This is a genomic window from Stenotrophomonas sp. YJH_SMC_43 (assembly GCF_059372535.1).
On sequence record NZ_JCAFVQ010000001.1, the window covers coordinates 45,837 to 70,535 of the forward strand.

General features: G+C 66.7%; 20 protein-coding genes. 9 read left to right on the top strand and 11 right to left on the bottom strand.

Annotation, left to right across the window (positions count from 1 at the left end; translation table 11 throughout):
* The first annotated feature begins 227 nt into the window (after positions 1–227).
* From AC5QAH_RS00190 to AC5QAH_RS00200, 3 genes are all read left to right on the top strand, one after another.
* Positions 228–1,454, top strand: coding sequence for a multidrug effflux MFS transporter (locus AC5QAH_RS00190; RefSeq protein WP_049454912.1), 1,227 nt, complete (start codon positions 228–230; stop codon positions 1,452–1,454).
* Positions 1,455–1,595: 141 nt separating this feature from the next.
* Positions 1,596–2,492, top strand: a complete 897-nt coding sequence (locus tag AC5QAH_RS00195; protein WP_010482799.1) for a siderophore-interacting protein — start codon at positions 1,596–1,598, stop codon at positions 2,490–2,492.
* 83 nt (positions 2,493–2,575) lie between these two features.
* Positions 2,576–2,968: a hypothetical protein gene (locus AC5QAH_RS00200; protein ID WP_010482800.1), complete on the top strand. Its 393-nt coding sequence runs from the start codon at positions 2,576–2,578 to the stop codon at positions 2,966–2,968.
* A gap of 127 nt (positions 2,969–3,095) precedes the next feature.
* Here AC5QAH_RS00200 and AC5QAH_RS00205 read toward each other — a convergent pair whose 3' ends face one another.
* The 4 genes from AC5QAH_RS00205 to AC5QAH_RS00220 all read right to left on the bottom strand — a co-directional run bounded on the left by AC5QAH_RS00205 (position 3,096) and on the right by AC5QAH_RS00220 (position 9,897).
* Positions 3,096–5,060: a M2 family metallopeptidase gene (locus AC5QAH_RS00205; RefSeq protein WP_049454910.1), complete on the bottom strand. Its 1,965-nt coding sequence runs from the start codon at positions 5,058–5,060 to the stop codon at positions 3,096–3,098.
* 581 nt (positions 5,061–5,641) lie between these two features.
* On the bottom strand, positions 5,642–7,291 hold the full coding sequence (locus AC5QAH_RS00210) for a phosphoethanolamine transferase (RefSeq protein ID WP_010482802.1): 1,650 nt from the start codon (positions 7,289–7,291) through the stop codon (positions 5,642–5,644).
* On the bottom strand, positions 7,288–8,055 hold the full coding sequence (locus AC5QAH_RS00215) for a phosphatase PAP2 family protein (RefSeq protein WP_029379842.1): 768 nt from the start codon (positions 8,053–8,055) through the stop codon (positions 7,288–7,290). The genes AC5QAH_RS00210 and AC5QAH_RS00215 overlap by 4 nt, the downstream gene beginning before the upstream one ends.
* A 111-nt stretch (positions 8,056–8,166) precedes the next feature.
* Positions 8,167–9,897: an ArnT family glycosyltransferase gene (locus tag AC5QAH_RS00220; protein ID WP_277883754.1), complete on the bottom strand. Its 1,731-nt coding sequence runs from the start codon at positions 9,895–9,897 to the stop codon at positions 8,167–8,169.
* 103 nt (positions 9,898–10,000) lie between these two features.
* Between AC5QAH_RS00220 and AC5QAH_RS00225 the strand changes: the two genes are divergently transcribed.
* Both AC5QAH_RS00225 and AC5QAH_RS00230 read left to right on the top strand, forming a co-directional pair.
* Positions 10,001–10,714 carry a response regulator transcription factor gene (locus AC5QAH_RS00225; RefSeq protein WP_049454906.1) on the top strand — a complete coding sequence of 238 codons (714 nt, stop codon included), beginning with the start codon at positions 10,001–10,003 and terminating at the stop codon, positions 10,712–10,714.
* Positions 10,701–11,987, top strand: coding sequence for a sensor histidine kinase (locus tag AC5QAH_RS00230; protein ID WP_049435291.1), 1,287 nt, complete (start codon positions 10,701–10,703; stop codon positions 11,985–11,987). The genes AC5QAH_RS00225 and AC5QAH_RS00230 overlap by 14 nt, the downstream gene beginning before the upstream one ends.
* A gap of 86 nt (positions 11,988–12,073) precedes the next feature.
* Here the strand turns inward: AC5QAH_RS00230 and AC5QAH_RS00235 are convergent, their stop codons facing one another.
* Positions 12,074–12,463: a VOC family protein gene (locus AC5QAH_RS00235; RefSeq protein WP_010482807.1), complete on the bottom strand. Its 390-nt coding sequence runs from the start codon at positions 12,461–12,463 to the stop codon at positions 12,074–12,076.
* Between the two features lie 135 nt (positions 12,464–12,598).
* Between AC5QAH_RS00235 and AC5QAH_RS00240 the strand changes: the two genes are divergently transcribed.
* On the top strand, positions 12,599–13,849 hold the full coding sequence (locus tag AC5QAH_RS00240) for a DUF819 family protein (RefSeq protein WP_010482808.1): 1,251 nt from the start codon (positions 12,599–12,601) through the stop codon (positions 13,847–13,849).
* 508 nt (positions 13,850–14,357) lie between these two features.
* Here AC5QAH_RS00240 and AC5QAH_RS00245 read toward each other — a convergent pair.
* Together AC5QAH_RS00245 and AC5QAH_RS00250 are read right to left on the bottom strand one after the other, a co-directional pair.
* Positions 14,358–14,582, bottom strand: a complete 225-nt coding sequence (locus AC5QAH_RS00245) for a YbdD/YjiX family protein (protein WP_005410613.1) — start codon at positions 14,580–14,582, stop codon at positions 14,358–14,360.
* Entirely contained in the window at positions 14,582–16,663 is a 2,082-nt protein-coding gene (locus AC5QAH_RS00250; protein WP_010482809.1) for a carbon starvation CstA family protein, read from the bottom strand. The genes AC5QAH_RS00245 and AC5QAH_RS00250 overlap by 1 nt, the downstream gene beginning before the upstream one ends.
* A 215-nt stretch (positions 16,664–16,878) precedes the next feature.
* Here AC5QAH_RS00250 and AC5QAH_RS00255 point away from each other — a divergent pair, with 215 nt between their 5' ends.
* Positions 16,879–17,730: a pirin family protein gene (locus tag AC5QAH_RS00255; RefSeq protein WP_010482810.1), complete on the top strand. Its 852-nt coding sequence runs from the start codon at positions 16,879–16,881 to the stop codon at positions 17,728–17,730.
* 128 nt (positions 17,731–17,858) lie between these two features.
* Here AC5QAH_RS00255 and AC5QAH_RS00260 read toward each other — a convergent pair whose 3' ends face one another.
* The 4 genes from AC5QAH_RS00260 to AC5QAH_RS00275 form a co-directional block, all read right to left on the bottom strand.
* A complete protein-coding gene (locus tag AC5QAH_RS00260) occupies positions 17,859–18,317 on the bottom strand; it encodes a hypothetical protein (protein WP_010482811.1) in 459 nt (152 codons plus the stop codon).
* A 194-nt stretch (positions 18,318–18,511) separates the two neighbouring features.
* On the bottom strand, positions 18,512–19,231 hold the full coding sequence (gene aqpZ, locus AC5QAH_RS00265; protein ID WP_019338641.1) for an aquaporin Z: 720 nt from the start codon (positions 19,229–19,231) through the stop codon (positions 18,512–18,514).
* A 121-nt stretch (positions 19,232–19,352) separates the two neighbouring features.
* The gene (locus tag AC5QAH_RS00270) at positions 19,353–20,216 is read right to left on the bottom strand and encodes a pirin family protein (protein ID WP_029550874.1); all 864 of its coding nucleotides are present in this window, start codon (positions 20,214–20,216) and stop codon (positions 19,353–19,355) included.
* Positions 20,217–20,870: 654 nt separating this feature from the next.
* Complete coding sequence (locus AC5QAH_RS00275) at positions 20,871–22,934, bottom strand: 3-hydroxyacyl-CoA dehydrogenase NAD-binding domain-containing protein (protein ID WP_049455001.1); 2,064 nt, start codon at positions 22,932–22,934, stop codon at positions 20,871–20,873.
* A 235-nt stretch (positions 22,935–23,169) separates the two neighbouring features.
* Between AC5QAH_RS00275 and rpoE the strand changes: the two genes are divergently transcribed.
* Both rpoE and AC5QAH_RS00285 read left to right on the top strand, forming a co-directional pair.
* Positions 23,170–23,790, top strand: coding sequence for an RNA polymerase sigma factor RpoE (gene rpoE, locus AC5QAH_RS00280; protein ID WP_010482816.1), 621 nt, complete (start codon positions 23,170–23,172; stop codon positions 23,788–23,790).
* Positions 23,787–24,668, top strand: coding sequence for a sigma-E factor negative regulatory protein (locus tag AC5QAH_RS00285; protein ID WP_049411162.1), 882 nt, complete (start codon positions 23,787–23,789; stop codon positions 24,666–24,668). Before rpoE ends, AC5QAH_RS00285 begins: the two co-directional genes overlap by 4 nt.
* The last annotated feature ends 31 nt before the right edge of the window (positions 24,669–24,699 follow it).

Below are 24,699 nucleotides of genomic sequence, written 5' to 3' on the forward strand. Positions count from 1 at the left end.
CCCGCCGATTATAGCCCGTTGCGGGCCCGGCCAGCGGCCGCCGGTCGGTGCCGCCGCGCCTGAATGGCCGATGGCCCGGCCGTGCGTTTTGTGCAGTGCTGCATGGCATCAGGCGCAATCCCCACCTATGATGGGCGGATACCCGAATTCATCTGGCGCCGTCCCCGTTGTTGCGGGACCGGCGCCCGCCGTGCGTGCCCCGCATGGCCCTGCCGGACGCTTCCTCCATGACCGCCGCTGTTGCCCCTTCCACCCGCCGCATGGCCCTGCTGCTTGCCGGCCTGGCCATGTTCGGCCCGTTCTCGATCGACACCATCTTCCCGGCGTTCCCGCAGCTGGCCCAGCGCCTGGCGGTGGACGAGGTGGCGGTGCAGCAGACCATCAGCGTGTACCTGCTGTTCTACGGCCTGATGAGCCTGGCGCACGGCCCGCTGTCCGATGCCTGGGGCCGCAAGCGGGTGATCCTGGGCGGCCTGGTGGTGTTCGTCGGCGCCTCGGTCGGCTGCGCGCTGTCCACCGACCTGTCCACGCTGCTGGCGTTCCGCGCGCTGCAGGGCCTGTCGGCGGGTGTCGGCATGATCGTCGGCCGCGCGGTGATCCGCGACCTGTACCACGGCCACGATGCCCAGCGGCTGATGAGCCAGGTGTCGATGCTGTTCGGCATCGCTCCGGCCATCGCACCGATCATCGGTGGCTGGATCCTGCTCAGTGGCGCCGGCTGGCCGCTGATCTTCTGGTTCCTGGTGGTGTTCGGGCTGGTGCTGTTGGCGGCCACCGCGTGCTTCCTGCCGGAAACCCATCCGGTCGAGGCACGGGTGCCGCTGTCGCCGCGCGTGCTGCTGCGTGACTACGTGCGCATCGGCTTCAACCCGCGCTTCCTGCGCCTGGCGCTGGCCGGCAGCATCGGTTTCGGCGGCATCTTCCTGTACATCTCCTCGGCACCGGTGTTGGTGATGCAGCACCTGCACCTGGGCGAGGGCGGTTTCGCCTGGTTGTTCATCCCCACCATCGGCGGCATGACCACCGGCTCGTTCCTGTCCGGGCGCATGGCCGGGCACACCACGCCCACACGCCAGGTCGCCATCGGTTTCAGCCTGTGCGCGCTGTCGGCGCTGCTGAATGTCGGCTACGTGGCGCTGTCGCCGCAGTTCGTGCTGCCGTGGGCGGTGCTGCCGATCTTCCTGGGCGGCATGGGCATGGCCCTGATCTTCCCGATCCTGGCCTTGGCGGTGCTGGACATGTACCCGCACCAGCGCGGCCTGGCCTCGTCGCTGCAGGCCTTCGTGCAGCTGATGATCAGCACCGTGGTGGCCGGCGTGGTGTCGCCGCTGCTCAGTGCCAGCCCGCTGCACCTGGCGCTGGGCCAGGCCGCGTTCTTCGGCGCCGGATTCGTTTTCTGGTACTGGGAACACCAGCGTGAACGCGCGGCGCAGGCAGCCTGCACGGGCCATTGAGCAGCGCGCAGGGGTAGGGCAGGCCGCGATGCCCGTAACGCTTGCGGCGAGGAGCGACCGGACTAGGCTGGGGACTCCAGCCAGCCGGTGCGTGGATGCACGACAGCCAGCCGATCCGATGTCGTTGCATGAGGTTCCCCCATGGCTGCGCAGCAGACCTATCGCCTGTTCGAGGTGGCGCTGAAGGAGCGCCGCGTTCTTTCCCCTTCCCTGGACCGCATGGTGTTCACTGGTGCCGACGTGGCGCGGATGAAGACCGAAGGCCCGGACCAGCGCATCAAGGTGTTCTTCCCCTTGCCCGGCCAGGAGGTGCCGCAGGTCCCCAGCGGTGACGACTGGTACCCACGCTACCGGGCCCTGCCGGACGACCAGCGCCCGCCCATGCGCACCTACACCATCCGCCACCTGCGCGCCGAGCAGGGCGAGGTCGACGTTGATTTCGTGCTTCATGGCGAGACCGGGCCGGCCTCGCGCTGGGCCATCCACGCGCGACCGGGCGACCGCGTAGTGCTGCTGGCCCCCGATGCCGACTGTGCCGACAGCAGCGAAGGCTGGGAATGGAAACCGCCGGCGGGAGTCGGCCAGGTGCTGCTGGTGGCGGATGAAACCGCGCTGCCGGCGGTGGCCGGAATTCTTGAGGAACTGGCGGCCATGGTCGACCCACCGCGCACGCTGGCGCTGCTGGAGGTGGCGCAGGCCGGTGATGCGGTGCACCTGAAGGCGCCCTCCAGCGCCGAGCTGGTCTGGCTGCCGCGCGGGCAGGCCGCCTACGGACAGCCGTTGCTGCAGGCGGTCCAGGCGCGGTTGGCAGCGACCTCGAGCGTGGCTGCCGGCGATGCGCTGGAGGAGATCGACGTCGATACGCAGATCCTCTGGGAGCAGGCTGATACCCGCGTGGCCGGTCCGCTGTATGCCTGGGTGGCGGGTGAGGCGGGGGCGGTGATGGCGATCCGCCGCCACCTGGTGCGCGATTGCGGGCTGGACCGCCGCGCGATCACCTTCATGGGCTACTGGCGGCATGGCAAGGTGCTGGACTGACCGGACTGGATCGAGCACGCGTGAAGCAGCGCTGCGGGCGGGGTGCGCTATCCTTGCGCCCCCCTTCGCAGCGGTACCGCACCATGTCCACCAGTTCCAAGACCCGCCGCGACCAGCGCCGTCGCCAGGAAAAGCAGGCCGTCAACAAGGCCGCCGCGCAGGCGTCGCCGGTGGAACCGCATGCCGAACTGCGCGATGCTCAGCGCACCCTGCTGGCCGGTGTCGTGCGCCGCGACGGCGAATGGGTGCTGGGCATGGACGGCCGCATCGCGGGCCACAGCGAGAGCGCTGCGCAGGTGCTGGCGCTGATCATGCAGGCCGGTGAGCTGCACGAGCGCAATGGCACGCCGGTGCGCCTGATGTACTCCGATGCACTGCGCGATGCCGCACAGGCCGAAGCGCAGGAGAAAGGCCAGACCTTCGAGGAATTCAAGGCCGAGCTGGCCGCGGCGATGGCGGCGAAGAAGAACAGCTGATCGCGCCCAATCTGTAGAGCCGAGCCGTGCTCGGCTTGCCGTGCGCAGCACGGTGGAAACGCAGCCGAGCATGGCTCGGCTCTACAACACGGAGAAGGGGCGGATCCTCGCGGACCCGCCCCTTTTCTCATTTTGCTGCCGGGGCCGCGTTGGCCTGCCAGCCGCACATCTGGCCTTCGTTCTGCTGCTTCAGCCACTCGTTGACCGGGGTGAAGTACTCGATCATCGGGCCGGCATCGAGCTTGTCGGTACCGGTCAGTTCCTTCAGCGTGGCCTGCCACGGCTGGCTGGCACCCTTGCTCAGCATCGCCCAGTACTTCTGGCCGGCTTCCTTGTTGCCGTAGAAGGTGCACTCATGCAGCGGGCCCTTGTAGCCGGACGCGTCGCACAGGCCCTTGTAGAACTGGAACTGCAGGATGCGCGCCAGGAAGTAGCGGGTGTACGGGGTGTTGCCCGGCACGTGGTACTTCGCGCCCGGATCGAAGAACTCTTCGCCACGGGTGGCGGCCGGCGCCACGCCCTGGTACTTGGCTTTCAGGTCCCACCACGCCTTGTTGTAGTTGTCGGCGGTGATCGAGCCATCGAACACGCCCCAGCGCCAACGGTCGATCATCAGCCCGAACGGCAGGAACGACACGCCCGACAGCGCCATGCGCATCTGGTTGTTGATGACCGCCTCGCGGCTTTCGGTCGGCGCATCGACCAAGCCGATCGAGCTGAGGTACTTGGGCGTCATCGCCAGCACGATGGTGTCGCCGATTGCTTCATGGAAGCCATCGTTGGCACCGCCCTGGAACAGCGGCGGCAGCGGGTTGTAGGCCAGGTCGTAATAGATGTGGCCCAGCTCGTGGTAGATGGTGGTGAAGTTCTCTTCGTTCGGCTTGATGCACATCTTGGTGCGCACGTCGCCTTCCATGTTCATGTCCCAGGCGCTGGCGTGGCAGACCACGTCGCGGTCGTCAGGCTTGATGAACTGGGTCTTTTCCCAATAGGACTGCGGCAGCGACGGCATGCCAAGCGACACGTAGAAGTCCTGCGCGCGCTCGGTCATCTGCTTGGCGGTACGCAGTTCGGCCTCACGCTGCGCCTTGTACTGGGCGGCCACGTTGGCGTCCTTGCCGGCCTTGGCCAGCGCCGCGCTCAGGTTGGTCTGGTACTGCTTTTCCAGCGCTGCGGTGATGTCCAGGCTGCCAGCGCCCGGATACGGTTCCAGCTGGTCCCACAGGTTCGACCAGTCCTGCTGCCACATGTTGCCCAGCAGGTGCGCGGCGATCAGGCCGTTGCCCACTTCGGCCTTGTCCTTGCCGTAGGTCTTGTCCAGCTTGCCGCGTGCGTAGCAGTGCAGCTGCTCGTACATCGGCTTGACCTGTTCCCACAGGCGATCGGTTTCCGGGCCGATCTGCTCCGGCGGCATGTCGTAGCCGCTGCGCCACATCTGGCCGGCATCGGTGAAGCCCATGCCCTTGGCACCTTCGTTCACCAGGCCGACGAACTTCTGGTAGTCGCCGCGCATGCTCTTGGTGGTGCTGTGCCACCCCTGCCAGGCGTCGAGCTGCTTGTCGTAATCGCGGCTGCGTGCCAGCACCTGTTCCAGCTCGCCCAGCTGGCGGCAGGAGTTGGGATCGTTGGCGTCGGTGCAGTACTTGCCGGCACCGTAGCTGCCTTCCATGCGGGTGGCGATCTGGGTCAGCTCGGCCAGCTTGGCCGGATCGCGTGGCGCCGGCATCGAGGACATCAGTTTCAGCAGGTGGATCGCGCGCTTGCTGTCCTCGCTCATCGGCTTGCCATCGAACTTGGCGGCCTGCTCGATCCAGCTGTTGAGCTGGGTCAGCGAGCGCTCGTTGGCCTTGGCCGCGATGCGTTCGGAGTCACTGTTGATGTAGGTGGAGGACAGCCACTGCGCCGAGGTCATCTCCGGGTAGGCGGCCTTGAATTCGGCATTGATGCGGGCCACGAACTGGTCGGCGGTTTCGCCGGCCGGGGCGCTGCTGCTGGCGGTATCGGTGCCTGGGGTGGGTTCCTTCTTGCAGGCGGCCAGGGCCAGCGTGGCGGCGGCGACAGCCGAGGCCAGCAGGAGATGACGGTGTTTCACGGGCGGTCCTTGGGTGGTGAACGACGGCCGAAGGCTAGTGGGCCGTCGCTGCCACCGCAAGTGGCGGAAGTCGGCCGGGCGGCGCCCGGCACCCGCAGAGGCTTTCAAGCAACGGCAAAAGGCCGAAGCAACAGCAACAGCGGACTGTCCGTGGTTTGGCGGGGCGGGTCCGGTTGCGGGGGGCGCCGTAAATCCGTCCATGGAGGCTCGGTCGCGCCATCCATGGCGCTCACGCCCCCGCAACCGGACCCACCCCGCCTTCGACAGATTTCCGCGACCTGTCATTGATCCACGCCATGCGTGGATGCTTTTCGAATTCAATTCGACTATTCGATTCCGATGGAAATTCATCCACGCATGGCGTGGATCTACCAGATCGGGACAATCTGTCAGAGGTGGAGCGGTGTCGGAGTGCGGGGTGTCAGCCGCATGGATGCGGCTGCCAAGCCTACATGGACGTACTTGCGGCGTCCCCGCATTCCGACACCGCCCCGCCAAGCCACGAATCGCCTGCTTCTGCTGTTGCCGTTGCTTGTGCAGTGGCCTCGGCGGGTGCAGGGCGCAGCCCTGCCGACAAACCCTCAACTCTCGCAGTTGGCGAACACGTCGCGATCGCGCTCGTACAGCGCCGTCTTCACCTGCATCAGGCCCAGCACCGACGGGAACAGGTTGTCGTGGTCGGTATAGGCCGCCGAACGCCTGCGCACGCATTGCAGGTCCAGCCCGCGGCTGCTGGCGAAGCCCGGCGAGAACCACATCGTCATCGGCACCCGGGTCTGCTCGGCCGGGGCGATGGCGTAAGGCACGCCGTGCAGGAACAGGCCCTTCTCGCCCAGCGACTCGCCGTGGTCGGACAGGTAGATCATCGCCGTGTCGTAGTCCTGCATGCCCTGCAGCGTGCCGATGGTCTTGCTCAGGAAGTGATCGGTGTACAGCACGGCGTTGTCGTAGCTGTTGGTGATCTCTTCGCGCGAGCAGCGGCCGATGTCACGGGTATCGCAGGTTGGCTTGAAGCGGGCGAAGGCGGCCGGATAGCGCTCGAAATAGGCCGGGCCATGGTTGCCCAGCTGGTGCAGCACCACCACGCGGTCGCCGGACTTGGCACGCACCTGGGTGGCCAGGTCCTGCAGCAGGATCTCGTCCATGCAGCGGCCGTCGGCGCACAGGCCCGGGGTGGTCGCATCGGACAGCGACTGGAACTCCAGGCCTTCGCACACGCCCTTGCATCCGGACTGGTTGTCACGCCACAACGGTGCGATGCCGGCACGGTTCAATACGTGCAGCAGCGACTGGTGTGCACGGATCTTCTTCTCGTCGTAGTCGTGACGGCCCCATGGCGAGAACAGGCACGGCAGCGAAACCTCGGTGCTGGTGCCGCACGAATGCATATCCGGGAAATTGACCACACTGGCCTGGGCCAGTTCCGGGGTGGTGTTGCGGCCACCGTTGAGGCCCCAGTTCTGTGCGCGCACGGTTTCGCCCATGACGATCACCAGCAGGCGCGGCTTGCTGGCAGGTGCACGCGGGGTGGCCTTGGCATCGGTACCGATCGGCAGCTTCGGCGCGCGCTGCACCGGGTTGTCGCCACGCAGTGCGCGTGGCATGCCCAGCAGCACGTTGGCCGGGGTGGCGAGGTAACGCACTTCGCGCTGGTTGCGCATCAGTGCCGAGATATCCTGGAACGAGATCAATGCGCCGCCTACCGCGGTCACTGCCGCCACCACCAGGAAGCCGACGCGCCAGAGCAGGCTGCGACCCCAGCTGCGACGGCGCAGCTGCACGCGCCACAGCACGATCATCGGCAACACCGCCAGCAACAGCACCGGCCACACCAGCGACACGGTCATCAGCTCGCGGCTTTCCTTGGGATCGGTCGCCAGCACGTTGCGCAACATGTCCGCATCCAGGTAGATGTGGTAACGGCTCATGTAGTGCGCGGCGAATGCGGTCACCAGCAGCAACAGGCTGATCACCACCCTGGCGTTCCAGCGCCAGACCAGGATGCCCAGCAGCACGCCGTGCGCACCCAGCAGCAACAGCAGCAGCGACAGCGCGTAGCGCAGGCTGCCCGGATGGCTGGCCATCGCGCTGTGCCAGAACAGGCCGTTGCCGGCCACCGCGAAGAACAGGCTGGTCAGTGCGATCAGTGCTTCGGTGGACAGCTGCGGCCGCCAACGGCGAAGGTTTGCCAACGCGGGAAGGCGGGCGGGGCGTTGGACCGATGCACTCATGCGTTTGCCTCCTGGCGGTGGGGACGGTCGAGCTGACGACGTGCCAGGACGCGTTTGACGATCAGATACAGGCCCAGCGAAAGCAGCCAGCAGATCAACGCAGTAGCAACGTCATGCGAAAGGAAATGCGCACCCCGCAGCTGCTGGCTGATGCCGAACACCAGGCCGGTGGCAAGGCCGATCCACAACCCGGCCCAGCGCCATGAAGGGCGCCACAGCAAGGCAAAAAAGTACAGGGACAACCATGCATAACCCGCGCTGGCGTGGCCCGCCGGGAAGCAGGCCTGCGCGGCCATGCCTGCGGGGCGCGCCGTGAAAAGCCCGATGAAAGGCTGGTGGCCGCCGTAGCGCAGCAGGTCCCAGGGGCATTCCATCGGCACCAGCGACTTCAGCAGGGAGATCACACCCGTGCCCAGAGCCATGGCAATTACGACATAAAGCAGCGCCCACCGCAGGGTGCGATCGCGACCCTTCCGCCAGTGGTGGAAGCACAGCAGGATCGCCACGAGGGCAGCAGCCGTGCTCAGCCACTTGCCAGCCTTGTGCACAAGCGTGCGGGTGACCCAGGCGTCCTGCAGCGCCCAGTGGCCCCCCTCAAGGCGGAACAGGTGATCGGCCACCCATTGGTCGCCGCCGAACCCCATCAGCAGCGTAAACAAGGGCAGACCGATTGCGACAGGCAGCCAGAGGTGAGTTACGGCAAATCGTGACGCCAGTGGCGATGTCGCAAGCGGCGCTACCGCATCAAGGGGACGGACGGGCATGCTGGGAAAGGGCGGGTCGGGAATCCGCGGTCATGCTCGTCACCTGGATGTCGGAGAAGGGTCGGACGCTCGTTCGTGCCGGGTTAATGCTTGCCCAGCACGTGCCGACGTTCAGTCTTCTTCGGCGGTCGACCCGGCCCGCTCGGCGTGGCATTGCGGGTTCCATGCGGTACCGGGAAGCAGTTGCCAACGGTTCCTGTTGGCAACACCGATATCGATCACCTTGCTCGGGTCCACGCACGGGCTCATCGCATCATCCAGCACCAGCAGCCAGCGCTTGTCCGGCGCCTCGGCCAGCCACGGCCCGGCGTCGTGCCACTGCTCGGCCCAGGGCCGCTTGAAGCCGAACTCGCGCACCGGCCGGTCGGCCTGCAGCAGGTTCTGCTCGCGCCAGGCCACCAGCGCCAGTTCGGCGTCGGGACCGATCCGAGCGCCGACCCGGCGCATCAGCGCCGATGCCGAGGCGAAGGGGTCCAGTGCAGGCATCAGCACCAGGCCGTAGAGCATCCACAGCATGCCGTGGGTCAGCAGCACCAGCGTCGCGGCACGACGTACCCGCAGCCACACGATCAGCGTGGCCAGGGCAATGGCGAAGGTCAGCAGGCCATCGCCCAGCACCGGCAGCAGCGTATCCGGCATGACGCGGCGTTCCAGTTGCGCCAACGCCCACGGGTGCTCGGTCATCAGCATCACGCCGAGCACGCCGGTGGCCAGCATCAGCACCACGCTGTAGCCGAACAGGTAGCGGCGCACGCACAGGCGGCGCAACAGGCCGGGCAGCAGCGGTGCCACGGCCAGTGCCATTGCCGGCAGCATCGGCAACAGATACACCTCGCGCTTGCCCGGGCTGGCACTGAAGAACACCAGTACCAGCACCGCCCAGCCCAGCAGCAGCCATTGGCGACGGTCGCCACGGCGGATACGGCGCCACCAGGGCTTGAACAGCATCGGCAGCAGCAGGCTGCCCGGCAGCCATAGGGTCAGGATCACCTGCAGGTAGTACCAGGCCGGCTGCCGGTGGTGCCAGGCATTGGCATAACGGGTACCGGTCTGCTTGAACAGCAGCTCATGCGCGTAGGCCTGCAGTTCGGCGCTGGGCGTGTGCAGCAGGGCCCAGCCCAGCGGCGCCAGCCACACGCCCACGCCCAGCAGGAACGCCGGGATCAGCCACAGCAGCGTTGCCGGGTGCGGACCCTCCACGCGGTACCCGCGACGGCGCTGGTACAGCCACCAGCCGAACCAGGGCAGCACCATCAGCAACGGCAGGAAACCCACGCCCTTGGTCACCGTGCCGACGCCTGCGGCGAAACCGGCCAGCCACAGCGCGGGCAGGTTACGACGTTCGCACAGGTGCCGCATCAAGCCCCACACGGCGACGGTGGTCATCCCCACCAGCACCATGTCGATCTGCGCACGCTTGGCCATCAGCCCGAACTGCAGGGTGCAGAACAGCGCCGCGAGGGCATAGATGGAATGCCGCGGCGACCACAGCCGCCGTGCCAGATCCGACACCAGCCACAGGCTCAGCAGGGCGCCCAGCAATGACGGCAGCAGGAACGACCACTGCCAGCTGCCGACCACCTCGTAAGCGGCCGCCTGCAGCCACATGAACACCGGTGGTTTCTCGGCATACAGCTCGCTGCCACGATGCGGCAGCAGCCATTGCCCGCTCTCGACCATGGTCCGCGCGGCCAGCACGAAGCGCGGCTCGTCCGGCGGCTGCGGCTGCCGAAGGCCGATGCCCGCTGCCAATGCAGCAATGATCAGCAGCCACAACAGGGGCAGGCGCCAACGGCGGGGCAGGGCTACGGGCACGGCAGGCTCCGGGAGCAAAACGGCCATTCTGAGGTGGCGGGGGTGGGAAAAGCGTCAGAAGGGGGCGGGACGACCGCATTCCGACATGGGCGGCGCTACCATGGTACGAACTTCCGTGGATGTTTCGTGCATGCGTCTGTTGGTGATCGAGGATAACCGCCAGCTGGTGGCCAACCTGTTCGACTATTTCGAGTCGCGCGGGCATGTGCTCGACGTGGCCCCGGATGGCATCACCGGCCTGCACCTGGCCGGAAGCCATCCCTACGACGCGGTGATCCTGGACTGGATGCTGCCGCGCATGGAGGGGCCGGAGGTGCTGCGCCAGCTGCGCACCGAGCATGCATCGGAAGTGCCGGTGATCATGCTGACCGCGCGTGACGAGCTGCCGGACAAGATTGCCGGCTTCCGTGCCGGCGCCGACGACTACCTGACCAAGCCGTTCGCGCTGCCGGAACTGGAGGTGCGGCTGGAAGCGCTGCTGCTGCGCGCGCAGGGCCGCAACCCGCGCAAGCGCCTGCAGGTGGGCGACCTGGTGCTGGATCTGGCGACGCTGGAGGCCCAGCGTGAGGGCCAGGTGCTGCACCTGTACCCGGCGTGCCGCAAACTGCTGGAAGTGCTGATGCGGGCCAGCCCGGGTGCGGTGACACGACAGCAGCTGGAGTTCGCCCTGTGGGGCGACGAGCCGCCGGATGGTGACCTGCTGCGCTCGCATGTCTACGAGTTGCGTCGCAGCGTTGACGGCCCGTTTGCCGAGAAGCTGATCCACACCCTGCCGCGGGTGGGTTATCGGCTGGCCGTGACCACCGGCAGCGACGCTGGCAAGGATACTGATGAAGGCGCGTAAGCCCGGGCCGCTGTACCGGCGCGTGCTGTGGTGGTTGCTGGGCTACCTGGCGCTGCTTTCGCTGGCGGTGTTCAGCGTCGGCAATTACGTGCATGAGCATGCCGAGCACGCTGCCTGGCGCGCGCTGCTCAATTCCGAACTGGACAGCATCGTCGAACATGTCGAACACGAGCCGCACTACCGCTGGCAGGATTCGGACACGCTCAGCCTCTACCGCTTCGACGCGGTCAACCTGCCCGACAGCCTGCGTACCCTGCATCCCGGGCTGCATGACGGGGTGATGGTGAAGGGCCGCGAGACGGCGGTGATGGTGCGCGAGACCGAATCGATGGGGCGGGTCGCGCTGGCGCTGGATATCTCCGACTTCCACGATCTGGAGCAGTTCGCCACGCGCTGGGTGATGCTGGCGGGCGTGATCATGATCTTCGTCACCGTGCTGATGGCGTCCTTCGGCATGGAGCGGATGGTGCGACCGTTGAGCCTGCTGGCGCAGCGCATCGCCGATCTGCGGCCCGGTGCGCAGGGGCAGCGCATAGAGGTCGACCCGCGTGGCAGCTCCGAGCTGCACACGATTGCCGGTGCACTGAACGATTACCTGGACCGCAACGAACAGTTCGTCGAACGCGAGCGGGTGTTCATCAGCACCGCCAGCCATGAACTGCGCACGCCGATCGCGGTGATGACCGGTGCCGCCGAACTGGCGCTGGAGCAACCGGGCCTGCCCGAGCGTGCGCGCCAGCAGATGCAGCGGGTACTGCGCACCGCGCAGAGCGTGGAGCAGCTGATCGAACTGCTGCTGGTGCTGGCGCGTGATCCGGCACGACTGGCGGCGCGTGCCGAGCGCATCGCGCTGGACCAGCTGCTGCCGGAGATCGTCGACGACCATCGCCATCTGTTGGGCGACAAGGACCTGAGCATCGGCATCCAGGCCGCGCCGGTGGACATCGTCGCGCCGCTGGCAGTGGTGCAGGCGGCGATCGGCAACCTGCTGCGCAACGCCATCGAGAACAGTGGCCGTGGCCACATCGAATTGCGGCTGAGTTCGTCGGCGGTGCTGACCCTGCAGGACCCCGGGCATGGCATGAGCCCGGAGGAGATCGCGGCCATCCACGCGCGGATGGCCCGTGGCGAGCGCGCCGATCGTGGCGGCGGCATCGGGCTGGATCTGATCGCGCGGCTCTGCGAGCACCTGGGCTGGACCCTGCAGCTGCAGCCCTGCGAGCCGCGTGGCACGCGTGTCACGCTCGATTTCAGTGCCTCGCGACCGGGCTGATCCGGCCGTCCTGGTAGATGCCAACCCTGGTTGGCATGCTGCCCGTCGACCAAGGTCGACGCCTACCCACGCAATGGCTGTCCGCGTCAACGCCCGTTCGGCCGCGCCACATGCTGGTCGATCAGGATCACGTTGCCGTCGGGATCGGCCAGCTGCAGGTAGCCGGTTCCCTGGCCATCGGGATCGGTGCGGACTGCCAGCGCGATGCCCCTGGCGTCCAGCTCCGCCTGCAGCTCGCGCACATCCTGGAAGTGGGTCAGTTCCTGCTTGTGCTGGTCCCAGCCGGGGTTGAAGGTCAGCAGGTTGCCCTCGAACATGCCCTGGAACAGGCCGATCACGGTGCCGTTGCTGCGCAGCACCAGCCAGTTCTGTGCTGGATCGCCGCCGGTGACCGAGAAGCCCAGGGCTTCGTAGAAGGCACGGGAGGCCGCGAGATCCTTCACCGAGAGACTGACCGAAAAGGCGCCAAGCTGCATGAGTGGGCTCCCTGAGGGGATGGAGGCGTGGTCGGCACTGCAGCATGACCCGGCGTGAAGACAATGTTAATCTCGACCTGCGCCGCTTTATGCGGCGCTTTTTTTTCTCCGCTCTTTCGATCGACAGAGGATCCCGTGCCGACCGAACCCGCTACTGCCCTGATCAGCAACGACATCGTTGGACTGGGCCTGATTGCCGCCACCCTGGCCCTGATCTTCTGGGCCGCCAGTGGTCCGACCCCGCTGCTGAAGAAGATCTTCGCCTGGGTGCCGGCACTGCTGCTGTGCTATTTCATCCCCGCCATCTACAACACCGCTGGTGTCATCGATGGCCACAACACCTCGCTGTACAACCCGGTCGCGCGTGACGTGCTGCTGCCGGCCGCGCTGGTCCTGCTGACCCTGTCGATCGACCTGAAGGGCGTCATCAAGCTCGGGCCGAAACTGCTGCTCGTGTTCTGCGCCGGTACCGCCGGCATCATGCTCGGCGCTATCGTCTCGTTCCAGCTGATGAAGCTGATCCATCCGGAGACCGTGGCCGGTGATACCTGGGCGGGCATGGCGGCGCTGGCCGGCAGCTGGATCGGTGGCGGCGCCAACATGGTCGCCATGCGCGAAGTGTTCGGCACCGATGCCACCACCTTCGGCCAGTTCGCCGTGGTCGACGTGGCCTGCGCCAGCCTGTGGATGGCGATCCTGCTGTTCCTGGCCAACCGCGCACAGCAGATCGACACCCGCAATGGTGCCGACACCCGCGCCATCGACGAGATGAAGGCGCGCATCAGTGCCTACGAGGCGCAGAACGCGCGCATTCCCAGCATGACCGACCTGATGGTGATCGTCGGCGTGGCCTTGGGCGGCGTCGGCCTGGCGCACGCGATCGCCGCGCCGCTGGCGGGCTGGTTCAAGGCCCATGTCAGCTGGGCCAGCCAGTTCAGCCTGGACAGCCAGTTCGTGTGGGTGATCCTGCTGTCCACCGCGATGGGCCTGGGCCTGAGTTTTACCCGCGCACGTCGGCTTGAAGCGGCCGGTGCATCGCGGCTGGGCACAGTGTTCCTGTACTTCCTGATCGCCTGCATCGGCATGCAGATGAACCTGCTGTCGCTGCTGGACCGGCCATGGCTGTTCCTGCTCGGTGCGATCTGGATGGCCACGCACGTGCTGGTGCTGTGGGTCGTGGCCAAGCTGCTGCGCGCGCCGCTGTTCTTCTTCGCCATTGGCTCGCAGGGCAACATCGGCGCTGCGGCCTCTGCGCCGGTGGTGGCAGCGGCGTTCCATCCGACGCTGGCCCCGGTGGGCGTGCTGTTGGGCACGGTGGGCTATGCCACTGGTACCGGCCTGGCGTATGTCACCGGCCTGATCCTGAAGTGGATGGCCACCGGCTGAGGAGGCCAGCCAGGCGGCGCCCGGCACCCGCGGTAGTGCCGGCCGCTGGTCGGCAACCTCAACATCAAAAGCCAGAGCGGCATTCCGTGTGATGACGGGGTGGGTCCGGTTGAGGGGGACGGCGTGAATACGTCCATGTAGCCTCGGTCGCGCCATCCATGGCGCTCACGCCCCCTCAACCGGACCCACCCGCCTTCGACAGGTTCACGCGGCTGTGGGTAACGGCGACTGCTGGTACGCGCGGCTTTTGGTAGGTGTCGACCTTGGTCGACACCATTTTTCTGTCAGATATCGATAAATAAAATGGGGTCAGATCCGTCTTCTTTCGGAAAACGGATCTGACCCCGCATGTGTCTCGCCGTCACCGGCAATCCGACACCGCCCCGCCAAGCAAACAGAAACCCAGAGCCGACGCTCCAGCAGTTGCAGTTGCAGTTGCAGTTGCAGTTGCAGTTTGTAGTTGCTCGGGCTTCTGCGGGCGCCGGGCTGCAAGCCCGGCACCCAACCCTCAACAGCAGCGGCCACCGTTGCGACCGCCGTAACGCGCTTCCTGGCGTTCGCGGAAGAACGTCTTGTAGTCCATCGGTTCCTGGTCCGGATGCTTTTCCAGCATGTGACGGACGTAGTTGTCGTAATCAGGAATGCCACAGCACAGCCGTGCGGTCTGCACCAGGCGCCGCCAGATGCGGCGGTGGGCCTGGTACTGGCCGGCGGGAACCAGTTGCGTGCTCATCACAGATCCACCATTTCATGCGGCTTCAGCGCCACGTACGGGGTCTCGCGGTCGCTGCGCTGCGGATTGCGGCGGGCCGCCAGGATGGTCTTGATCGAATACACCAGCACCGCGCCCACCACCAGCAGGAACAGCGCGGTCAGGCCGGTGTTGACGTAGGCGTTGACCACGATCTGCTTCATCTGCGCCACTGACTTGGCCGGTGCGGTGATGGTGTCGCTGGCGAGCGCGGCCTGGAACTTGTGTGCCTGTGCCAGGAAGCCCTGTGCCGGGTTGCTGTCGAAGATCTTGATGAAGCCGGCGTAGGTGGTGCAGATCAGCAGCCACACTGCCGGTACTGCGGTAACCCACGCATAGCGGTCACGCTTCATCTTGAACAGCACCACCGTGCCCAGCATCAGCGCGATACCGGCCAGCATCTGGTTGGAGATGCCGAACAGCGGCCACAGTGTCTGGATGCCACCGAACGGATCGACCACGCCGGTGTAGAGCAGGTAGCCCCACAGCGCCACGCAGCCTGCGGTACCGATGATGTTGGCGGTCCACGACTCGGTCTTCTTCAGGGCCGGCACGAAGTTGCCCAGCAGGTCCTGCAGCATGAAGCGTCCGGCGCGGGTACCGGCGTCCACCGCGGTCAGGATGAACAACGCCTCGAACAGGATCGCGAAGTGGTACCAGAACGCCATCATCGCGTCGCTGCCACTGGGAATTGCTTCGTGCAGGATCTGCGCGATGCCCACCGCCAGTGTCGGCGCACCACCGGCACGATGCAGGATGGTCGGTTCGCCGATCGCCGCCGCGGTCGCAGTCAGCTGTTCGGGCGTGATGGTGAAGCCCCAGGTGTTGGTGATGTAGTGCGCCGCCGAGGCCGCGTCTGCACCGATCACCGCGGCCGGGCTGTTCATCGCGAAGTAGATGCCCGGGTCGATGATCGATGCGGCCACCAGTGCCATCACCGCTACGAACGATTCCATCAGCATGCCGCCGTAGCCGATGTAGCGCATGTGCGCTTCATTGGCCAGCAGCTTCGGCGTGGTGCCCGAGGAAATCAGGGCATGGAAACCGGAGACCGCACCGCAGGCGATGGTGATGAACAGGAACGGGAACATGCCGCCCTTCCACACCGGGCCATCACCGCTGGCGGCGAACTGGGTCAGCGCCGGCATCTTCAGTTCCGGCATCACCACCAGGATGCCGATGGCCAGCGCGATGATGGTGCCGATCTTGAGGAAGGTCGACAGGTAATCACGCGGGGCCAGCAGCAGCCACACCGGCAGTACCGAGGCGACGAAGCCGTAACCGATCAGCATCCAGGTGATCTGGGTGCCGGTGAAGGTGAACGCCGGGCCCCAGACCGGATCGGCGGCGACCTTGCCGCCGTACCAGATCGCAGCCAGCAGCAGGATCAGGCCAACCACCGAGATCTCGCCGATCTTGCCGGGGCGGATGTAGCGCATGTACACGCCCATTAGGATCGCGATGGGCATCGTCGCGATCACCGTGAACATGCCCCACGGGCTTTCGGCCAGCGCCTTGACCACCACCATCGCCAGCACCGCCAGGATGATGATCATGATCAGGAACGCGCCGAACAGCGCGATGGTGCCGGGCACCTGGCCCATCTCTTCTCTTACCAGGTCGCCCAGCGAACGGCCGTTGCGGCGGCTGGACAGGAACAGGACCATGAAGTCCTGCACCGCACCGGCCAGCACCACGCCCACCACCAGCCACAACAGGCCGGGCAGGTAGCCCATCTGCGCGGCCAGTACCGGGCCGACCAGCGGGCCGGCACCGGCGATGGCGGCAAAGTGATGGCCGAACAGCACGTGCTTGTTGGTCGGCACGTAGTCCAGGCCATCGTTGTTGATCACCGCCGGGGTGGCCCGGGTCGGATCCAGCTGCATCACCTTGTTGGCGATGAACAGGCTGTAGAAGCGGTAGGCGACCAGGTACAGCGAAACCGCTGCCACCACGATCCACAGTGCGTTGATGTGTTCGCCGCGGCGCAGGGCTACGGTGCCCAGACAGAATGCGCCGAGCAGGGCGAGTACCGCCCAGCCCAGTTTGGAAAACCCTTTCATGAGGTGCTCTCTCCCGGAAAGACAGACAAAGAGTCCCGCGTGCCCTCGACAGGGTCAATTGGCACAGGACGAATCGGCGGTAGTACTTTGGTCGTACGTTTGTTGTGCTGACGTGCAGCGAACATCAGGGATGGAACAATCGGTTGCGGCGCCGTCCATTGGCGTGCGGCCGTGTGGCGTCCATCTTCAGTGGCATCCATCCAACAGGAGTCGCCATGAGCTTTCCCGAACCGGTCCGCGTGCTGCGGACCATCCGTGGCATGCCCACCTCCGACGGTGCCGGCGTGCGCCTGACCCGCGTCATCGGTGGCCCCACGCTGCCCGACCTGGATCCGTTCCTGCTGCTCGATGAGTTCGGTACCGATCGTGCCGAGGACTACATCGCCGGGTTTCCGGAGCATCCGCACCGCGGCTTCGAAACCGTCACCTACATGCTCGACGGGCGCATGCGGCATCGCGACAACCACGGCAACGAAGGCCTGCTGACCCCGGGCAGCGTGCAGTGGATGACCGCTGGCCGTGGCCTGGTGCATTCGGAGATGCCCGAGCAGGAGAGCGGGCAGATGCGCGGGTTCCAGCTGTGGGTGAACCTGCCGGCGAAGGAGAAGATGACGGATCCGAAGTACCAGGAATTCGCGCCCGAGCGCATTCCCGTGGTGCACCCGCAGCCGGGCGTGGACGTGAAGGTGATTGCCGGCAGCGTGGATGGCACGCAGGGCCCGATCGTGCAGCCAGCCACCGATCCGCTGTACCTGGACATCACGCTGGCCCCGGATCGCGCCTGGACCTATGCGTTGCCGGAAGGGCACAACGCCTTTGCATACGTGTTCGAAGGTGGCGTGACCGTGGGGGAGCAGGACGCCGCGCGTGGCGTGGCACGCCAGGAGCTGGCGGTGCTGGGCGGCGGTGAGCAGCTGCACCTTTCGGCCGGCAGCGAAGGCGCGCGGCTGATCCTGGTGGCCGGCCGTCCGCTGCGCGAACCGGTGATGCGCCACGGGCCGTTCGTGATGAACACACGGCAGGAACTGATGCAGGCCTTCGTCGATTTCCAGGAAGGCAAGTTCTGAGGGAGTGCCGGCCGCTGGTCGGCAACCTCTTCTGATCGGGAACGAAGCGTTTGCCGGCCAGCGGCCGGCACTACCGTCGGATCGGGTCGCATTGCGGGGATGCTGCCAGGCAGTCATCCCCGTCACCTTCAGCGCCCCGCGGCCACGGCCGACGGGGTCAGGCTCATGCCCTGCGCCAGCTGCTGCAGCGAGCCCAGTTCCTGGGCGCTGTCCGGATACAGCGAAATCTGCGCGTAACGCCCTTTGTCGAGCTTGACCACACTGATGCGGCGCTCGGCATAGCCGGGCGGCTGCTGGCCTCCCAGATCGGGCTGGTACCAGTACAGCGACTCACCGCCGAAGCTGCCCTTTTCCTGGCGCAGCGAGCGGTTCAATGGAAGGTTGGGATCGCGCGCACTGAGCATCAGGCTCAGTACCTCGCGGCCGTCCCCGGTGCTGGCGCGGCAGACCAGGAAATCGGCCTGTGCCTGCTGTTGCCACTGCAGGCCACTGCTGGCCGGCAATGAAGGACATTCGGTGGGAGCCTGCGCAGCGGCCTGGGCCGCAGCGAACAGCAGGCTCGACAACACTACAGGCGCGAACTTCATGCATCCCCCAAGGTGGTGTGTCGTTGGCTCCGCCGGATGGACCGGCAGCCTTGGCATCCCATCCCCGGATGCCACCCCGGCCGGCATGTGCACGGACGGTCAACTCAACCTTAACGGAACGTGAGCAATCGCACAAATTGCGGTTACAAGCGTAACCATTGCGGCCGTAGGTCGGCCGCAATGGTTCGCAGGCCTCAGCGGTCGTTGCCGATCCACTTGTAAATGATGCCGCCGATCGCGCCGCCCAGCAGCGGAGCGACCCAGAACAGCCACAACTGGCTGACCGCGCCGCTGCCGGCGAAGAAGGCCACCGCCGTGGAGCGGGCTGGGTTCACCGAGGTGTTGGTGACCGGGATGCTGATCAGGTGGATCAGGGTCAGCGACAGGCCGATCGCCAGCGGCGCGAAGCCGGCAGGCGCCTTGCCATGGGTGGCGCCCATGATCACGATCAGGAACACCGCCGTCAGTACCACCTCGCACAGGAAGGCGGCCGCAACGCTGTAGCCGCCGGGCGACAGCGCGCCATAGCCGTTGCTGGCGAACGCACCGGCCTGGCTGCCATCAATGGCGAAGCCACTGGCGCCGGAGGCGATCTGCAGCAGGATGAAGCCGGCCAGCAGGCCGCCGGCGACCTGGGCGATGATGTACGGCACCAGGTCCTTGGTCGGGAAGCGGCCGCCAGCCCACAGCCCGACGCTGACTGCCGGGTTGAAGTGCGCGCCGGAGATGTGGCCGAACGCATAGGCGCCGGTCACCACGGTCAGGCCGAAGGCGAGCGCCACGCCGAGGAAACCGATACCCAGCGGATTGCCGTCACCACCGAACTTGGCGGCCAGCACCGCGCTGCCACAGCCACCCAGAACCAGCCAGAACGTGCCGAGGAACTCGGCGGACAAGCGTTTACCCATGCTCATGTGTTGCACTCCTTTGACGGTTGAAAGTGTGATTTATGTCACATTTCAGTGATCAGCGGGTGACTGTAGTGTCAACGCCGGGTGCAGGGATACACCTTCGGATGTGTGCAACACGCGATGTTCAGTACTGCGGCAGCGGGATGAACTCCTTGTCGTCGCCCGGGATGGTGCCGAAGCGACCGGCCTCCCAGTCGTGCTTGGCCTGCTCGATGCGCTCCTTCGAGCTGGACACGAAGTTCCACCACAGGTGACGCGGGCCATCCAGCGGCTCGCCACCGAACAGCATCGCCTTCACCGGCGTCTTCGCGCGCAGGCGACCTATCGCACCGGCTTCGGGGATCACCAGGTGCTGGGCGGGGATGTCCACGCCGTCCAATTGCGCGTCGCCTTCGAGGATGTACAACGCGCGCTCGCGGTGGCCATTGTCGATATCGATCTCCGCATCCGGGTCGAGGTCGATCGCTACGTTGAGGGTGTCGGCGAACACCTTCACCGGCGATTCCTCGCCATAGGCGCGCCCGGCGATCACCCGCAGCCAGGCACCATTGCGGCGCTGCTCGGGGAGGGTGGCCGCGGCATGGTGGTAGAAGGCCGGTTCGATTTCCTCATGCGACTTCGGCAACGCCACCCAGGTCTGCATGCCGTGGATCGGGTTGTCATGGTCGCGGTCCGGTTGCGGCGTGCGCTCGGAATGGGCGATGCCGCGACCGGCGGTCATCCAGTTGACGTCACCGGGACGGATCACCTGGTCCGACCCCAGCGTGTCGCGGTGGCCGATCGCGCCCGACCACAGGTAGGTCACGGTGGCCAGGCCGATATGTGGATGCGGGCGCACGTCGATGGCGGTGCCGGGGTGCATGAGTGCCGGGCCCATCTGGTCGACGAACACGAACGAGCCGATGCTGCGCGCCTGCAGGGTGGGGACGGCGCGACGGACTTCGAGGCCGCCGATGTCGTGCACGCGCGGGGCGATGATGGTGGTCATGCGGGCGTTCTCGCTGGCAGGGATCAGGTGGTCAGCATCGCATGCAGCTGTGACGGGCACATGCCCCGTATGGGTAACAGGTTGTTCCAGCCAACGGCGCAGCCCCTCGTGGCTGTGGGGTTGGTCGCTGAAGGCAGAAGCAAAAGCAGAAGCCGCGCTTGGCCGGGCGGGTGGGTGGCGCAGGGGACGCTGCAAGTACGTCCATGTAAGCTCGATCGCCGCATCCATGCGGCTCACGCCCCTGCGCCACCCACCCGCCCGGCCTCTGACAGTTTCCGTGTGCGTCCAGCCACGGAGAAGAAAAAAGAAAATCAAAGTCAGAATCAAACGCCGGTCGCTTCGCTCCTGGTGTCGACCAAGGTCGACACCCACCAGTTCGTAATGATCCGTGCCGACCAACGTCGACATCTACCAGCCATCGCAGTTCACCCACCGTCACCGGGAAACTGTCAGGGGTGGGGCGGTGTCGGGTTGCGGGGTGTCCGCGGCATGGATGCCGCGGCCAAGCCCCCAAGGACGGGTTTACGGCGTCCCCGCAACCCGACACCGCCCCGCCCAACAAACAGAAAAGCCAGAGCCGCTTTGGCTCTGGCTCTGGCTTTTGCTTCGGCGGTTGCCTCTGCGGGTGCCGGGCCGCAGGCCCGGCCGATAAACTCAAACCACTGGTTCGCGCAGGGCGGGGTTGTCCCAGCCGGGGCGCGGGGCGAAACGGTCGCCGTGGCGCTGCTGCAGCGCCTTCAACCGCTCGACGATCGCATCGGCTCCCACTGCGCGGATGTGCTGGATCGGACCGCCGCGGAACGGGGCGAAACCGGTACCGAAGATCACGCCCGCATCCAGCAGGTCCGCATCGGCCACCACGCCCTCGTGCAGGCACGCCACGGCCTCGTTCAACAGCGGCAGGATCAGGCGGTCCTCCAGATCGGCCGGGGCCTGGTAATCGCTGGCCACGTCCGGCTTCTTCGGCTTGCCGTTTTCCCAGGTGTAGATGCCCTGGCCGTCCTTCTTGCCACGCTTGTCCGGTTCCACCGTCTGCAGTGCGGCCGGAATCTGCAGGCCCAGGAACGGCGCCAGTTCGCGGCCGACGCCTGCGGCCACGTCCAGGCCCACGGTGTCGATCAGTTCGATCGGGCCCATCGGCATGCCGAATTTCACTGCGGCCTTGTCGATCACCGGGCCCGGAATGCCCTCGGCATACGCGGTGGCGGCTTCCAGCATGTACGGGAACAGCACGCGGTTGACCAGGAAGCCCGGGCTGCCGGCCACCGGCACGGGGAATTTGCCCAGCGCCTTGCAGAACGCGGCCAGGCGGCGCTCGGTCTCCGGCGCCATGCCGTCGTGATGGATGATCTCCACCAGCGGCATCTGCGCCACCGGGTTGAAGTAGTGCAGGCCGGCGAACTGTGCCGGGCGCTGGATGTGGTCGCGCAGTTCCACCAGCGGAATCGACGAGGTGTTGGTGGTCAGCAGCGCGTCCAGCTTCATCTTCGGTTCGAGCGTCTGGTACAGCGCACGCTTGGCTTCCGGGTTCTCGATGATCGCTTCGATCACCAGGTCGGCCTCGGCCACGCCGTTGCCTTCCAGATCGGCACGCAGGCGCGCGGCCACCGCCGGGCGCTTGCTCTCGTCGCGCACCTTCTTGGCGAACAGAGCCTGCGCCCGTTCCATGGCCGGGTCGATGAAGCGCTGCTCGCGGTCCTGCAGCGTCACCTCGAAGCCCTTGTAGGCGGCCCACGCGGCGATATCGCCGCCCATCACGCCGGCGCCGACCACGTGCACGTGGCGGATGCCGGAGTCACCGCCGCCCAGGCCCTTCAGGCGCTCGGTCAGGAAGAAGATGCGGATCAGGTTGCGCGCGGTCGGCGTGCTGGCCAGCTTCACCACGGCGCGGCGTTCGGCATCCAGGCGCGCCTGGATCGGCTTGCCGCCGCTGCGCTGCCAGGTGCTGATCAGCGCGTAGGGCGCCGGGTACTGGTCCTTCTTGGCTTTGCGTGCGACCTGCTTGACCATCTGCGGTGCCAGCAAAGTGCGTGCCAGCCAGGTGTTGGTGGCCCAGGCCGTCGCGCGCTGCTTGAACGGGCGGGTGGTGCCGGACAGCGCCAGCGCCACGGCGGTGTCGAGCACCACCGCCGGCGCCACCACCTTGTCGACCAGGCCGATGCCACGCGCGGCCGAGGCCGACAAGGTGCGGCCGGTCAGCATCATGTCCATCGCTGCCGGCGCACCGACCAGCTGCGGCAGGCGCGCGCTGCCGCCCCAGCCGGGGAAGATGCCCAGCTGGGTTTCCGGCAGGCCGATGCGCGTGCTGCTGTCATTGGAGGCCACGCGGTAGCGGCAGGCCAGTGCCAGTTCGGTGCCGCCGCCCAGGCAGTGGCCGTGGATGGCCGCCACGGTCGGGCAGGGCAGCTCGGCCAGCTTCTGGTAAGTGGCCTGGCCGCGGCGGATGGCGTCGTTGACGGTGCCGCGGCGGTCGAACTCCTGGAACTCCTTCAGGTCCGCACCGGCAATGAAGCCGGCCTTCTTCAGCGACTGGATCACCACGCCCTTGGGCGGGTCCAGTGCAATGCGCTCGAGCAGGTCGCCCAGTTCCAGCAGCACGTCCTGCGACATGGCGTTGACGCTGCTGTCCTGACGATCCAGGGAGAGAACCACCACGCCGTCGTCGCGGATCTCGGGGTGCCAGTGGCTGAAGCGGAGACCATCGAAGCCTGAGAGCATGGACGTTCCATCCGGTTGTGTATGGAGAAGCGGCTATGATCCAGAGGTTGTTTCCCCCGCGTCAAATCCCAATAGCAGGGGAGTGGCGACCCCGGATCCATGGCCGTGGACCGGAACGCTAACGGAACGGTGGTTAAAAGCTGGTGCGGCGCCAGGTGATCGGCGACTGAACTTTTCCCGGGATTGGCAGTCTCATTGCCCGACGTCGGTTGGGCTGACAGGAGTGCGGCCCCTCATGGCCGATGTTGATACACCTCAGGAGCTGGATCTGGAACTGGTCCGGCGCGTGCAGCACGGCGAGAGCGCCGCGTTTGATGTCCTGGTGCGCAAGTACCAGCATCGCGTGGTGGCCCTTGTCGGTCGCTACATCGCCGACTGGAGCGAATGTCAGGACGTCGCCCAGGACACTTTCATCCGTGCCTACCGCGCGATCGGAAGTTTCCGTGGCGATGCCCAGTTCTCAACCTGGTTGCATCGAATCGCCGTGAATACCGCCAAAAACTACCTGGCTTCACACAATCGCCGACCGCCGACCGATGACATCGACATCGGGGATGCCGAACAGTTCGACAGCGGGACGCGCCTGCGCGACACCGACACGCCCGAACGCGAGTTGATGCGCCAGGAACTGGAACAGACGGTAATGAAGGCCGTCAACGCGCTGCCGGAAGAGCTCCGGTTGGCGATCACCTTGCGCGAGGTGGAAGGCCTGAGTTACGAGGATATCGCGCAGAAAATGGGGTGCCCGATCGGCACCGTGCGCTCACGGATCTTCCGGGCGCGCGAGGCGATCGACACCGAACTCCGGCCGCTGTTGGACATCGGCAGCGCCACCCGTGAGAAGAGCCGCGTATGACCAGTAATCCGTTCAACGAATCGCAGAACCACCAATCGCCCGCCGGGCAGCGCCTGGACCAGCGCCATCGGGAACAGCTGTCGGCCCTGGTCGATGGCGAGCTGGGCGCCGATGAAGCGCGCTTCCTGCTGCGCCGGATGGAGCACGACCCCGAGCTGGCCGGCTGCCAGGAACGCTGGCAGCTGCTGGGCGACGTGATGCGCGGACAGGCGTCGGCGCTGGCGCCGGCCGGCTTCAGCGCTGCCGTGGCCGCCGCCATCGCCGCCGAACCGGCGCCGCAGGCCGAGCCGCGTCGTCAGGTACGCCGCAGTGGTTGGCGGGCCTGGGGCGGTGGCGCCGCACTGGCCGCATCGGTGGCGGCGGTGGCCCTGTTCATGGGCGGTGAGAAGCTGAAGGAGGCCACCCCGGGCGAGCCGTTGGCACCGCAGGTGATCGCCAGCCAGGCCGAACTCGCGCCGGCACCGACGACGCCGGCTCCGGTGACCGAAGCCTCGGTGGATAACGCCGCAATGGCCGTGGCCGGTGTACCGGCAGTGGCCATGGCGGCAGCCAGCCGGCGCCAGGACACCCGTCGCGCCAGCGCTACCCGCAGCCAGCAGGCCGCGCGTGCCGCCCAGCGTGAGGACATGCCGCAACGCGCTGTGGCCGCCGCACAGGCGCCGTTGACCCCGACCGTGCCGGCCAATGCCAGCCGCAACATGCCGTTCGGTGAGGTCGGTGGCCTGCAGGCGCGACCGTGGCCGCGCTCCAGCCTGGCGCCCGCTGCCGGCGGCGCGCTCAATGCGAGCTTCCCGGCCCATGCCGGGGGCGCGGCGTTCTACCCGTTCGAGCCGCGCCTGCAGGACGACCTGCCGGTGCCGCCGCGCCCGCGCGACTGAGCCGGGCGCTTTCATGCCCCGCCGTCGGCGG